The organism is Streptomyces sp. NPDC006326, from assembly GCF_040612915.1.
In the GTDB taxonomy this organism is placed as follows: Bacteria; Actinomycetota; Actinomycetes; order Streptomycetales; family Streptomycetaceae; genus Streptomyces.
The window spans coordinates 44,606-57,453 of the sequence record NZ_JBEXRC010000035.1 but is presented as its reverse complement, the minus strand read 5'-3'; the positions used below and the strand labels follow the sequence as shown (position 1 = coordinate 57,453).

Annotated in this window: 12 protein-coding genes; 11 read left to right on the top strand and 1 reads right to left on the bottom strand. The window is 73.4% G+C overall.

All coding sequences use genetic code 11. The annotated features are described in order from the left end of the window. Positions 1–51 precede the first annotated feature (51 nt). On the top strand, positions 52–687 hold the full coding sequence (locus ABZ128_RS24835) for a TetR family transcriptional regulator (protein WP_356851007.1): 636 nt from the start codon (positions 52–54) through the stop codon (positions 685–687). 76 nt (positions 688–763) lie between these two features. Then, positions 764–982, top strand: coding sequence for a hypothetical protein (locus ABZ128_RS24830; RefSeq protein ID WP_356851006.1), 219 nt, complete (start codon positions 764–766; stop codon positions 980–982). 87 nt (positions 983–1,069) lie between these two features. Here the strand turns inward: ABZ128_RS24830 and ABZ128_RS24825 are convergent, their stop codons facing one another. Beyond that, a complete protein-coding gene (locus tag ABZ128_RS24825) occupies positions 1,070–2,563 on the bottom strand; it encodes a cellulose binding domain-containing protein (protein ID WP_356851005.1) in 1,494 nt (497 codons plus the stop codon). A gap of 591 nt (positions 2,564–3,154) precedes the next feature. Between ABZ128_RS24825 and ABZ128_RS24820 the strand changes: the two genes are divergently transcribed. The 9 genes from ABZ128_RS24820 to ABZ128_RS24780 all read left to right on the top strand — a co-directional run bounded on the left by ABZ128_RS24820 (position 3,155) and on the right by ABZ128_RS24780 (position 12,834). Further along, the gene (locus ABZ128_RS24820; RefSeq protein WP_356851004.1) at positions 3,155–3,952 is read left to right on the top strand and encodes an alpha/beta hydrolase; all 798 of its coding nucleotides are present in this window, start codon (positions 3,155–3,157) and stop codon (positions 3,950–3,952) included. A gap of 140 nt (positions 3,953–4,092) precedes the next feature. Then, a complete protein-coding gene (locus tag ABZ128_RS24815; protein WP_356851003.1) occupies positions 4,093–4,692 on the top strand; it encodes an acyltransferase in 600 nt (199 codons plus the stop codon). A 401-nt stretch (positions 4,693–5,093) separates the two neighbouring features. Beyond that, complete coding sequence (locus tag ABZ128_RS24810) at positions 5,094–6,272, top strand: hypothetical protein (protein ID WP_356851002.1); 1,179 nt, start codon at positions 5,094–5,096, stop codon at positions 6,270–6,272. Beyond that, a complete protein-coding gene (locus tag ABZ128_RS24805) occupies positions 6,269–7,060 on the top strand; it encodes a WecB/TagA/CpsF family glycosyltransferase (RefSeq protein ID WP_356851001.1) in 792 nt (263 codons plus the stop codon). Before ABZ128_RS24810 ends, ABZ128_RS24805 begins: the two co-directional genes overlap by 4 nt. Continuing rightward, entirely contained in the window at positions 7,060–8,316 is a 1,257-nt protein-coding gene (locus ABZ128_RS24800; RefSeq protein ID WP_356851000.1) for a nucleotide sugar dehydrogenase, read from the top strand. The genes ABZ128_RS24805 and ABZ128_RS24800 overlap by 1 nt, the downstream gene beginning before the upstream one ends. A gap of 4 nt (positions 8,317–8,320) precedes the next feature. Continuing rightward, entirely contained in the window at positions 8,321–9,460 is a 1,140-nt protein-coding gene (wecB, locus tag ABZ128_RS24795) for a UDP-N-acetylglucosamine 2-epimerase (non-hydrolyzing) (RefSeq protein ID WP_356850999.1), read from the top strand. Between the two features lie 60 nt (positions 9,461–9,520). After that, on the top strand, positions 9,521–10,252 hold the full coding sequence (locus tag ABZ128_RS24790) for a chain length determinant protein (RefSeq protein ID WP_356850998.1): 732 nt from the start codon (positions 9,521–9,523) through the stop codon (positions 10,250–10,252). Continuing rightward, complete coding sequence (locus ABZ128_RS24785) at positions 10,249–11,736, top strand: oligosaccharide flippase family protein (protein ID WP_356850997.1); 1,488 nt, start codon at positions 10,249–10,251, stop codon at positions 11,734–11,736. The genes ABZ128_RS24790 and ABZ128_RS24785 overlap by 4 nt, the downstream gene beginning before the upstream one ends. A gap of 6 nt (positions 11,737–11,742) precedes the next feature. Beyond that, positions 11,743–12,834: a hypothetical protein gene (locus ABZ128_RS24780; RefSeq protein ID WP_356850996.1), complete on the top strand. Its 1,092-nt coding sequence runs from the start codon at positions 11,743–11,745 to the stop codon at positions 12,832–12,834. The last annotated feature ends 14 nt before the right edge of the window (positions 12,835–12,848 follow it).

Genomic DNA, 12,848 nt, shown 5'->3' with positions numbered 1-12,848 from the left:
GTCTAAATCCTGGCATGCGGGCTCGGGCGTCCGGGGGGTTAACTTTTGGACATGAGCCAGATCACCGGGGTCCGCCAGGCCCAACGCCACAGAACGCACCGCGCCTTGTTGGACGGAGCGCTGGGCCTGCTGGCGGAGCAGAGCCTGAGCAGCCTCGGCCTGCGGGAGGTGACGCGGGCCGCAGGGGTGACCCCGTCCGCCTTCTACCGGCATTTCCGGGACGTCGAGGAACTCGGCATCGCCCTCGTCGACGAGGCTCTGCAGAACCTGCACAGCACCGTCCGCTCGACGCTCGCCACCTCGGGTGATGCGGGGCAACGGATCGACGCCGCGGTGGAGTTGATCGCCGACCTGGTGCGCAGCTACCCCGCACACATCCGCTTCATCGTCAGGGAGCGGCACGGCGGAGTGCGCAGGGTGCGCGAAGCGGTGGCCGGCCAGCTCGACCTCTTCGCCGAGGAGGTGGCCGAGAGCCTCGGCTCCGATCCGCTCGGGGAGGGCTGGAGCCGCAGCGACCTGCTGATGCTGGCCCGGCTGTACGTGGACCACATGGTGATGACGGCGTCGGCCTATCTGGCCGCGGCGCTGGAGGACCAGGCCTGGGCCGCGGTCACCGCCACCGCCCGCCGCCAGCTGCGTCTGATCCACACCGGGCGCGTGCACTGGGCCGGCGCGGGCGGAGGATAGACCCGGGAGGCAGGCCTTCCGCCTGCGCCGCCCGAGGCGCCCTGCCGTGTCAGACCCCTCTTCTATGCTGCCGGGCATGAGCGACATGAAGATCATCGACTCGGCACTCGACGGGGTCTACGAGACCCTGCGCCTCTACCGGCACGGTGCCTTCGGTGTCCCCTGCCCCGACTGCTCCGCCGAGGCGGGAGCGCTGTGTCTGGCGCGCAGGAGCGTCCACCGCGGCCGTCGCCGTGCCTACCGGCGCCAGGTCGAGGCCTCGACGCTCGTTCCGCTGCTCTCCGCGGCCGTCTGAGCCGGCAAGCCCGGTCCCGTGAAGGCTACGCGGGAGGGCCGGGACCCCGATCACGAGGCCCCGGCGCCTGCGGGCGACAGTCGGCTCCTAGCGGCGGGCCGCGAAAGCCTTGGTGAAGGCCAGCGGTTCCTGCGCCACGGACGAGCAGGTCGCGTCGGCGGTGTTCTTCGGGCCGCCCGGGCACTGCTTGTCGCGGGCGCCGGACCACATCGCGAGCCGGCCGATCCCCTTCGTGCGGGCGAAGTCCGCGAGCTGCGTGGCGTCCTCCACCCGGAAGACCTCGCTGCTCACGTCGTTGACGCCGATCATCGGGGTCACGGCCACCGCCTTCCAGGCAGCCGCGTCGGAGAGGCCGAGCACGCCCTTGATCTGGGCCTGCGTCGCGGTGGCCGCCTGGATGGCGTATCCGCCCATGTCACCGCTGTAGGCGGGGCCGTAGTCCATCGCCATGATGTTGACGGCGTTGACCGCCACCCCGTTCTGCCGGGCGTTGGACAGCAGGTCGACGCCGGGCTGGGTGAGGCCCTCGGGCATGACCGGGAGCGTGAACGAGACGTCGAGCCCCGGGTGGGACTTCTGGAGTTGCGCGATCGCCTGCGCGCGGCGGGTGTTCGCCGCGGTGTCGGGCAGGGCGGCACCTTCGATGTCGAAGTCCACCTTGGTCAGCCCGTACGTGTCCACCACCTTGCCGTACGCGGCGGCAAGGGCGTTGGCGGAGCTGCACACGAGGCCCAGCTCCGAGCCGGCCGCGCCGCCGAACGACACCCTGACGTCACCGCCCTTGGCCCGCAGGGCGGTGACCTGCGAGGCGACCCGGTCGGCGCCGAGGGCCGTGACGCCGCCCCAGAGCGGCTCACAGCTGCCGCCGGATGTGATGAAGGCCAGGTTGAACTCCTTGACGCCGGTCTGGGCGACGGTGTCCAGCAGGTCGTACGCGGGGTAGAGCGAGGTGTCCACGTACGGGGCGAACCCGGCGGACGCGGTGGTGCCGCCGCCCGGCGGACGGGTCGGGACCGGCTGCGAGGTGGCCGTGGCGGTGGGGGTGGGGGCCGGCTCGGACGTCGGCGCGGTCGAGGGCTTCGGCGTCGGCGCGGCGGTGGGGGCCGTGGTCGGCCTGCCACTGGGCCGGGGCGCGGGACCGCTGCCCACGGAGCACTTCTCCTTGTTGATGAGGCAGCCCGTCGGGTCGCCCGCGCCCCCGCTCGCGGCGGTGACGAAGCCGACGGTGACGGAGGCGCCGGGCGCGAGTCCGGCCGAGTCCCAGCGCGGCGGCCTGACCGTCACGTGCTGTCCCTTGACGGTCTGCTCGCCGTTCCAGAGGGAGGAGAGGGTGGTGCCGGCGGGCAGGTCGAACTCAAGGGTCCAGTCCTTGAGCGCCGTCCCGCCCCGGTTGGTGATGACGTACTGCCCGGTGTAGCCGGTGGTCCAGCTGCTGGCCTTGGTGAAGGCAGCGCCGACCGATGCCGCCTGTGCGGTACCGGTCAGCGCGAGGGCGGTGCCGCCGACGACGGCCGCGACGGCCAGGGCCGCGGCGGCCTTCGCCTTGCCACTGGTCGTACGGCGATGGGAGTTTCCGGCCATGAGGACCTGCCTCTGCGAGGGGGATGAGGGGTGAGCAGCACGCTAGCGACCGGTAAACGGACAAACGTGCGGTTCGGGGCTGACCCCCGGGGTCTTGAGGCAGGCTTAAGGAACAGATCGGCGGCGGTTAATGGCGGAGCGCCCCCGCCCGCGTTGCGCGCCCGTCAGGGTCGGCTGTACCCCTCGCACGAACGGTGAAGGTGATCGGCGCGACCCCGTTGCACAGGGTGCTGCTGCTCCTGACGCCCAGTTCGTTGACGGCGGAGTCGTACGTGTAGAGGTACGTCCTGCCGCAGCCGCTGGCGCTGATGGCCCGGTGGGTCCCGTCGACACCGACGGACCGGTTCGCCCAGAGCAGGGTGGCCCACCAGCTCCTTCGACGTCACCTACGGAGCCACCTACACCCGCGTAGGCGGCGGCCCGCGCGCCGGCCCGGAAGGAGCGGGCGCGGGCGCCGGGGCGGCAGCCGGCCGGCGCCCGCCACAGACCGCATGTCCGCTCCGCGAGCGGGTGGGAGCGGCGGCGTACGCTGGGGACACCGGGGCCGGCGGCTGCCCCGCCGGACGCCGGCCGGGCGGAAGGGCGCGCACGATGGCAGAGGGACGACTGCGGCACCGCGGGGCCGAACTCGTCTACGACGACATCGGCACCGGTCCCCTGGCCGTCTACGCCCACGGCGGTTTCGTCAGCCAGGCGGTCGAGGACCGGATGGGCCTCTTCGGCTGGGAGCCGGTCCTCGCCGCGGGACGGCGCCTGGTCCGCTACGACGCGCGCGGCCACGGCCGGTCCACCGGGGAGCCCGTGGACGCCCATTACACCTACGCCGGCCTCGCGGACGACCTCCTGGCCCTGCTCGACCACCTCGACACCCCCGGGCCCGCCGACGGCATGGGCTCCTCGATGGGATGCGCCACCGTCCTGCACGCCGCGGTCCGGGCACCCCACCGGTTCTCCCGGCTGGTCCTGCTGATCCCGCCCACCGCCTGGACCACCCGGGCGGCCCACGCCCGGGCCAACCGGGCTTCCGCCGAGACGATCGAGCGCGCCGGAGCCCGCGCCTGGTCGGCCACCAGGGACGAAGGGCCGCCGCCGGCCGTCGTGGCCGATGTGCCCGCCTTCCCGCCCACACCCGCCGAGCGGGTGCTGCCCTCCGTACTGCGCGGCCTGGCCTTGTCCGATCTGCCTCCGCCGGCCACGCTCGCCGGGCTGCACCGGCCGGCCCTGGTCCTGGCCTGGACCGGTGACCCGGGGCACCCCCTGTCGACGGCGCAGGCGCTGGCCGCGGCCCTGCCGTCCGCACAACTGCACGTGTCCCGCTCGCGGGCCGACGTCCGCACGTGGGGGCAGCGGATCGCCGCGTTCCTGTCCCGCCCGCCGAATAAGAACTGACGGTCCGTCATATCGCGATCTCAACCGGTCCGTTGATCCCCCGGGTGGGCCGAGCGTGCGGCACATATGCTCCGTCCGGGCGTCCGTACAGGCGTACGCCGCGCATCCGCATACCTCGCGAACCGTAAGGGGACCGCCCGGTGAGTGTCCGCATCCAACCCTCCTCCCAGGTCGACGAGAGCGCCGAACTCGGGGACGGGACGACCGTCTGGGATCTGGCGCAGATACGGGAGGAGGCGCGGCTCGGCCGCGGCTGCATCGTCGGGCGCGGCGCGTACGTCGGGCCCGGGGTGCGGATCGGGGACCACGTGAAACTGCAGAACTACGCGCTGGTCTACGAACCCGCCGTCCTCGGCGACGGGGTGTTCATCGGCCCGGCCGCGGTGCTCACCAACGACTTCTACCCGCGGGCGGTCGACCCCGACGGCCGGCAGAAGCGCGGCGGCGACTGGGAGGCGGCCGGAGTCGTCGTCGCCGAGGGAGCCTCGCTCGGGGCGCGGTCGGTGTGCGTGGCCGGGGTGCGCGTCGGGCGGTGGGCGCTGGTGGCGGCCGGGGCGGTCGTCTCCCGGGACGTGCCGGACTTCGCACTGGTGGCCGGGGTGCCGGCGCGCCGGATCGGCTGGGTGGGCCGGGCCGGGGTGCGCCTGGTGGAACGCGGGGGCGAACCGGGCGTGTGGGAGTGCCCGCGCACGGGTGAGCTGTACGAGGAGAGGGACGCCGCCCTGGTCGAGCGGACCTGACGGGACGTCGACCATTTGGGTCACCGGCATTTCCTCAAAACCACAATCAGCGAACACCCTTGGGCATACCTTGTCCCTGTACACGGGTGCTGAGCAGGCAACAGGCCTTGTTCAGTGGGGGGTTGTACAAGACGAGGGCATCACGGACGAGGTGAGGGCCGGCGCGCGACCGCGCCTGCCCGACGCCGCAGTCCGCGCGTACTCCGGTCCGGGGCATCGCTGGGGGGTTCCAGTGGGCGGTCCCGGACGGTTCGTGCCATCGGGGGGATCACACCGCCGGCACGTGCGTCGTCATGCGCAGTCCCCTCCCAGGAGCGATCAGAGGGGGTAGGTGTGTTGGAGCGGTACGGCTCGGACATACGGGGTGCGCACAGCACAGCGGAGGCCGGGGTGGGGACCCGGTGAACGCCGCACGATTAGAAGGACTGGTCCACGAGGACCCCTCGCTGCACGCGCTCGCCGAGCGGCTGCTCGCGCTGGCCGAGGCGGGGCTTCCCGAGATGTACCTCCCGGGCGCCGAGACCTTCGTGTTCACGCGGGTGGGAACGGTCGCCCGGGACGGCACCCGCCGGGTGGAACGGCGCGGGACCAGCACCCGGTACGCGGCCATCACCGCACTGGGGGCGCGTTTCCTGCCGGAGGACCGGCAGCGGGCCGTCTTCGGCGGGCGCACCGCCGAGGAGTTCACGGGACTGCTGGTGGAGCGGCTGCCCGCGGTGACCAACCTCGGCGACGCGGCGCTGATCGCCTGGGCCGCCGCCGAGACCGGCCACCCCAAACTGGCCGACGCCGTGGCGCGGGTGGCCGCCCTGGACGTCCCGGACCGTCCCCAGTACACGGTCGAAGCGGCCTGGGTGCTCTCCGCCCTCGCCGCCGCCCGGAGCGCCGTGGACGTGGAGTACCGCCTGGCGGCGGCCCGCGACCGTCTGCTGGCGGCGCGGACCGGCGGCAGCCCGCTGTTCCCGCACGCCACCGGGCCGGGGCTGGTCCCGGGCTACCGCTTCCACGTGGCCTGCTTCGCCGACCAGACCTACCCGCTCCAGGCGCTGGCGCGGCTGCACGCCGGAGGCGCCGACCCGGAGGCCCTCGCGGCCGCCGACGCCTGCGCCGCCCGGATCTGCGCCCTCCAGGGGGACGGCGGACAGTGGTGGTGGCACTACGACGCCCGCACGGGCCGCGTGGTGGAGGGCTACCCCGTCTACAGCGTGCACCAGCACGCGATGGCCCCGACCGCCCTGTTCGACCTGGCCGAAGCGGGCGGCACCGACTTCGGCGCCGCCGTCCGCCGGGGCCTGCGCTGGATGACGGAGGTGCCCGAGATCAGCGGACCCGACGGCAGCCCGCGCGAGCCGATGATCCGCGAGGACTACGGCGTGACCTGGCGCAAGGTCTACCGCGGAGACCCCGCCAAGGCCGTCCGCGCCGCTCGCGGGCTCGGCACCCGGGTGGCCCCGGGGATCCGGCTGGCCCCGCTCGACCGGCTCTTCCGCCCCCTCGCGGTGGACCGCGAATGCCGGCCGTACGAGTTCGGCTGGTTCCTCCACGCCTGGCTCGGGGGGCTCGGGGGGTTGGAGAGATGACCCGACGACCATCCCGCCCGTCCCTCTTCGGCATCACCCTCGACGCCCTGACCATGGACGAGACCGTCCAGCGCTGCCTCGACGCGGTACGGCGCGGGGAGCAGATCGAGATCGGCATGGTCAACGCCGCCAAGCTGGTCAACATGCGGCGCGACCCCCGCCTCGCCGCGGCGGTCGCCGGCTGCGACCTCGTCCTGGCCGACGGCCAGGCGGTGGTGTGGGCCGGCCGCGTCCTCGGCGTCCGGCTGCCCGAACGGGTCGCCGGAATCGACCTGTTCATGCGGCTTCTGGCCGCCGCCGAGCGCGCCGACGTGCCCGTCTACCTGCTCGGCGCCCGGCAGGACGTACTGGAGCTGATGCTCCGCCGGATCGCCGCGCAGTTCCCTGCGCTGCGGGTGTCCGGCAGCCGCAACGGCTACTTCGACGACTCCGAGCAGCCGGCGGTCGCCGGGGCCGTGGCGGACAGCGGCGCCCGGCTGCTCTTCCTCGGCATGACCTCGCCCAAGAAGGAGATCTTCACCGCCGGCCACGGCAGGAGCACCGGCGCGAACGTGGTCCACGGCGTGGGCGGCTCCTTCGACATCCTGGCCGGTATCACCAAGCGGGCCCCGCTGCTGTGGCAGCGCATGGGGCTCGAATGGTTCTACCGGGCCCTCCAGGAACCGCGCCGCCTCGGCAAGCGCTACCTCACCACCAATGCAGCCTTCCTCCTCATGACGGCCCGCGAGCTCGTGCGCCCCACGAAGCCGCCGTCGCCGTCCACCGGTTCCGCGAACAGGAGTCACTGATGCGCGTCGTCGTCGTGGGACAGGGATACGTGGGCCTGCCGCTGGCCATCAGGGCCGCCGAGGTGGGCCACCAGGTGATCGGGTACGACGTGGACGCGCAGCGGGTCAAGAGCCTCGCCGCCGGCGAGTCGTACGTGGAGGACGTCTCCGCCGAACGGCTGAACCGGGCGCTGGAGCGCGGCACGTACCGGCCCAGCGAACTGGCCCGGGACTGCGGCGGATTCGACGTCGCGGTCGTCACGGTCCCCACCCCCTTACAGGACGGTGCTCCCGACCTGCGCTACATCGAGGAGTCCGCGCACACCCTGGCCCGCTTCCTGCGGCCGGGCGCGACCGTCGTCCTGGAGTCCACCACCTATCCGGGCACCACCGAGGAACTGTTCGCCCCGATCCTGGAGGACGGCTCCGGCCTGACCGCCGGGGCCGACTTCCACCTCGGCTACAGCCCCGAGCGGATCGACCCCGGCAACACCGTCTGGGGCTTCCAGCAGACCCCGAAGGTCGTCTCCGGTGTGGACGCGGCCTCCCTCAAGGCCGTGGAGGCGTTCTACGGAGAGCTCGTCGACAAGACGGTGCCGGTGCGCTCGCCCAAGGAGGCCGAGCTGGCCAAGCTGCTGGAGAACACCTTCCGGCACGTGAACATCGCCCTGGTCAACGAGATCGCCATGTTCGCCCGCCACCTCGACATCGACGTGTGGCAGTCCATCGAGGCGGCGTCCAGCAAACCGTTCGGCTTCATGAAGTTCACGCCGGGGCCGGGGGTCGGCGGCCACTGCCTGCCGATCGACCCCTCGTACCTGTCCTGGCGGGTGCAGCGCGAGCTCGGCCAGAGCTTCCGCTTCGTCGAGCTGGCCAACGACATCAACAGCCACATGCCCGAGTACGTCACGCGCCGCGTCATCGACGCGCTCAACGGGAGGCGCCGCTCCGTCAACGGCTCCCGGATCCTGCTCCTGGGGCTGGCGTACAAGAAGAACACCGGCGACGCCCGGGAGTCGCCGGCGGTCCGCATCTCGCAGCTGCTCCTCGACATGGGGGCCAAGGTGCGCGCGGCCGACCCCCACGTGGTGGAGAGCATCAAGGTCGACGCCCGTCTCGCGCGGGTCGAGCCGACCCGCAAGGAGCTGGCCGCCGCCGACGTGGTCGTCCTGCTCACCGACCACGACTCCTTCGACTACGCCCTGGTCACCGAGCACGCCTCCCTCGTGCTCGACTGCCGCAACCGGCTGTCGGGGCCCAGGGTGGAGGTGCTCTGAGGCCATGGCCAGGATCGTCTGCGTGGCCGGAGCACGGCCCAACTACATGAAGATCAAGCCGGTGATGGACGCACTGGAGCGCCAGGGTGCCGAAGTGGTCCTCGTCCACACCGGCCAGCACTACGACGAGTCCATGAACGACGTGTTCTTCCGCGACCTCGGCATCCGGTCCCCCGACCGGTACCTGGGCGCCGGCTCCGGCAGCCACGCCCAGCAGACCGGACGGGTGATGGCGGCCTTCGAGCCGCTGCTCGACGAACTGGCTCCGGACGCGGTCGTGGTCGTCGGCGACATCAACTCCACCCTGGCCTGCGCCCTGGTCACCGCGAAGGCCGGCCCGCTGCTGGCCCACGTCGAGGCCGGTCTGCGCAGCCGGGACTGGAGCATGCCGGAGGAGGTCAACCGGGTCGCCACCGACCGCGTCAGCGACTACCTGATGGCCCCGTCACCCGACGCGGCCGCGAACCTGCGGTCGGAGGGGTACCGGGAGGACCAGATCCACGTCGTCGGCAACGTCATGATCGACACCCTCCTCGCCAACCTGGACCGGGCCAGGGCCTCCGACGTCCTGGAGCGGTACGGGCTCACCCGGGGCGGGTACGGCCTGGTCACCCTGCACCGGCCGGCGAACGTGGACGACCCCGGGGCCCTGCGCGGGCTGCTGAAGGCCTTGGGCGAGGTCGCCGGACGGTGCCCGCTGCTGCTGCCGGTGCACCCGCGGGCCGCGGAACGGCTGACCGCGCTCGGGGTCCCCGGCGGCATCCGGCTGGTTCCGGCCGCGGGGTACCTGGACTTCATCGCCCTCCAGGACTCCGCGCGCCTGGTGCTCACCGACTCCGGGGGCGTCCAGGAGGAGACCACCGCCCTCGGTGTGCCCTGCGTGACCCTGCGGGACAACACCGAGCGCCCCATCACCGTCGAGGAGGGCACCAACGTCCTGGCGGGCACCGACCCGGACCGCATCACGGCCACCGTGGACCGCGTGCTCGACCATCCGCCCGCGCCCCGCTGCCCCGCGCTCTGGGACGGCCGCGCGAGCGAACGCATCGCCCGGGTCCTGCTGGAGGGCGGGACCGCGCGGACCCGGCCGCGACCCACCGCCCTCGCCCCGGGCGGGACGGCCGCGGCACCGCACCGACCGTAACCACCACCATGAGAGGGCGGCGGCGCGTGGGGACACGGCGCCGCCGCGAGGGGGAAGACCATGGATCTCGCGGAGATCTGGCGGGTCATGCGCAGGCGCTGGTACGTGCTGCTGCCCGGACTGCTGCTCACGGCCGCGCTCACCGCAGGGGTCTACGTGCTCGTGCCGGTGGAGTACCGGTCCCAGAGCACGGTGACGCTCCTGAACTCGCAGAAGGCCACGGTGGCCTTCGACGGGAACCCCTTCCTGAGCACGCAGGCCTCGCTGACCGGAATGGCCGACGGGCTGGCGCGCAACCTCAACTCCGACGACTCCCGGGCCGCGCTGAAGGCCCAGGGGGTCACCGGCGCGTACGAGGCGAAGATCGCCGACAACGCGCAGGGGCCCTTCATGTGGCTGAGCGTCACCGGAACCGACCCGGCCGCCGTCCTGAAGTCGGACCAGATCTTCACCGCGTACGCGGAGAAGCGCCTGCAGGAGTTCCAGACCCAGCAGTCGGTGACCCCGGAGGCCATGATCCGTATGGCGACGATCGTCGCGCCGCAGAAGCCGCAGGCTCAGACCAAGACCCGGATCCAGTACCTCGTGATGGCGGGGGCGCTGGGCTTCGTCCTGAGCCTGGTGGCCACCTTCTTCGTGGAGGCCCGGCGCCGCCGGCCGGCGGGGGCGGGCAGGCACCGGCCGGCCGGGGCCGTTCCAGCCGAGGACCCGCCCGGCGACGGGGACCCCGGGGCGGGCGACCCGGGTGCGGGCCGGCCGTCCGCCGCGTACCACTCCGCCGGATCGCCGTGACGGGCCCCGCAACGGGCGCCCGGGCGGCCCCGGTCCCGGCGCCTTCCCTGGGCCGCAAGGTCGGCTCCGCCGCGCGGTGGAGCCTGGTCAACACCGTGGTCATGCGCCTCGGCAACTTCGCCACCGGCATCGTCCTCGCCCGCTTCTTCCTCGGCCCGGAGGCCTGGGGCGTGTACGGGGTCGCCCAGACGGTCCTGCTGGTCCTGCTCTCCGCGAACGAGCTCGGCGTCTCGCTGGCGATCGTGCGCTGGGAGGGGGACCCGCGCCGCTTCGCCCCGACCGTCCTCACGCTGAGCGCCGCCTCCAGCTGCCTGCTGTACGCGGTGCTGTTCGCGGCGGCGCCCGCGGTGGCCCGGGTGCTCGGCTCGCCCGAGGCCTCCGGTGTGCTGCGGGTGATGTGCGTGTGCGTGGTCCTCGACGGCCTCTCCCAGGTACCCGCCGGCTTCCTCACCCGGGAGTTCGCGCAGGGCCGGCGCATGGCCGTCGACGCCGTCAACTTCCTGCTCAGCACCGCGGTGACCCTGCTGCTGGCCGTCCAGGGCCAGGGAGCGATCAGCTTCGCCTGGGGTTCCGTCGCCGGGAACGCGGCCGCCCTCCTCGGATGCTGCCTCGCCGCGCCCGGCACCCTGCGGTTCGGCTGGGACCGGGCCCAGGCACGGGCCCTGCTCCGCTTCGGACTCCCGCTCGCCGGGGCCAGCATGCTCGCCCTCGGCGTCGTCAACGTGGACACGATGGTGGTGGGCTCCGCCCTCGACCAACTGGCCCTGGGCTTCTACGTGCTGGCCTTCAACATCTCCGGCTGGCCCGTACGGGTCGTCTCCGAGGCGGCCCGCCGCGTGTCCTTCGCCGGATTCTCCCGGCTGGCCGATGCGCCGCAGGCGCTGGCCACCGGGTTCGGCCGCGCGCTGGGCGTCCTGATGGCGGGCACCGTCCCGCTCTGCGTCCTGCTGGCCGCCCTCAGCGCACCGGTCGTCGAGCTGGTCTACGGCGAGCGCTGGCTGCCCGCGGCGGCCGCGCTGCCCTGGCTGATGGCGCTCGGCCTGGTCCGGATCGGCTGCGAACTCGCCTACGACTGCCTGGTGGCCATCGGCCGGCGCCGCTCCCTGATCGGGGTCCAGGCCCTGTGGCTCGTGGTCCTGGTCCCCGCCCTGGTGGTCGGCGCCCGCGCCGACGGGATCGTGGGCGTGGCGCAGGGGCATGTCCTCGTGGCGGGGGCCGTCGTGGTGCCGGTCTTCCTGACCGCCCTGCACCGGGGCGGCATCGGCCTGGGCACCGTGGCGCGGGCCTGTGCCCGGCCGTTCCTCGGCGGCGCCGTGATGGCCGCGGTGGTCCTCGGCCTGGAGCGTCTCCTCGGCGACGGCCTCCTCGCGCTCCTGGCGACCGGGGCCGCGGGCACAGTGGCGTACGTCCTGTGCGTCCTGCCCGCCGTCGGCTTCCTGCGCGGCTCCGCGCCCGCGGGCCCGGCCGCGCCGGCCGGGGGGTAGCGGCCCGTGGCGCGCGACCGGAAGCGGATCGGGGCCTGGCTGGTGGCCGGACTCCTGCTGGCCGTCGTACTGGTCCTGTACCGGGCGGAGCGGACCGGCGTGAGCGAGCACCCGGCCGTGCCGTGCCCGGACAGCGCCCCGGCCTGCCCGGGCAGCGCCCCCGCTTCCGCCTCCCCGTCCGCGGGCCCGCCCGGCACGGGGACGCCGAGCCCCTCCGCCACCTCCGCGCCGCCCTCCCCCACTCCCCCGCCCGCGACCGGCGCACCGACCACCGCCGCCTGCACCTCGCCCGGTGCCTGCGGGTTCCCCGACGCGCACTCCACGGGCCCGCGGACCGCGCTGGAGCGGCACGACACCGGGAACATGTCCGTCAGGACCGACGGCACGGTCATCAGGGGCTGGGACATCCGCGGTTCCCTGGACGTCTACGCCAACGACGTCACCGTCATCGACAGCAGGATCACCTCGGCCAACTGGTGGGGGATCAACCTGCGCCCCGGCTTCAGCGGCCTGCGGGTCCTGCACACCACGATCACCGCCGTTCCGGGCAAGGGACCCGACAACGGGGGCGTCGACTACGCCGTCTCCAACATGGGCGGCAGTTCGATCGAGGTCGGCTGGTGCGACGTCTCCGTCTTCGGCAACGCCCTGTCCATGGGCCAGGGCGATCTGCACGACAACTACGTCCACGACCTCGCCGCCTTCCGCAACCAGGGCGGCGAATGGCAGCACACCGACGCCGTCATCAGCGGTGGGGGCAACAAGGGCCGGCTGACCGTCCGCCACAACACCCTGCTCAACCCCGTCGCGGTGGACCGGGGGGCTTCCGCCGCCCTCGGGCTCTTCGCCGACACCGGGGCGGTCTCCTCGGTGGTCGTCGACGGCAACTGGCTGGCCGGCGGGGCGTACGCCCTCTACGGCGGCGGCCCGGGAGCCACGGGCATCCAGGTCACGGACAACGTGTTCTCCACCCAGTACCACCCCGCCTCCGGGGCCTACGGCCCGGTCGCCGCCTGGAACGCGCAGGGCGCCGGGAACGTGTGGCGCGGGAACCGGATGAGCGACGGCCGGCCCGTGGTCCCCGAACCCGCCCCCTGACTGGTTCGACCCGA

What these genes read in the sequence shown, in the direction of transcription:
- ABZ128_RS24800 (WP_356851000.1), top strand. Translation starts at nt 7,060, where the DNA reads ATGCGCGTCGTCGTCGTGGGACAGGGATACGTGGGCCTGCCGCTGGCC.
- ABZ128_RS24835 (WP_356851007.1), top strand. Translation starts at nt 52, where the DNA reads ATGAGCCAGATCACCGGGGTCCGCCAGGCCCAACGCCACAGAACGCAC.
- ABZ128_RS24790 (WP_356850998.1), top strand. Translation starts at nt 9,521, where the DNA reads ATGGATCTCGCGGAGATCTGGCGGGTCATGCGCAGGCGCTGGTACGTG.
- ABZ128_RS24830 (WP_356851006.1), top strand. Translation starts at nt 764, where the DNA reads ATGAGCGACATGAAGATCATCGACTCGGCACTCGACGGGGTCTACGAG.
- ABZ128_RS24820 (WP_356851004.1), top strand. Translation starts at nt 3,155, where the DNA reads ATGGCAGAGGGACGACTGCGGCACCGCGGGGCCGAACTCGTCTACGAC.
- ABZ128_RS24805 (WP_356851001.1), top strand. Translation starts at nt 6,269, where the DNA reads ATGACCCGACGACCATCCCGCCCGTCCCTCTTCGGCATCACCCTCGAC.
- ABZ128_RS24825 (WP_356851005.1), bottom strand. Translation starts at nt 2,563, where the DNA reads ATGGCCGGAAACTCCCATCGCCGTACGACCAGTGGCAAGGCGAAGGCC.
- wecB (WP_356850999.1), top strand. Translation starts at nt 8,321, where the DNA reads ATGGCCAGGATCGTCTGCGTGGCCGGAGCACGGCCCAACTACATGAAG.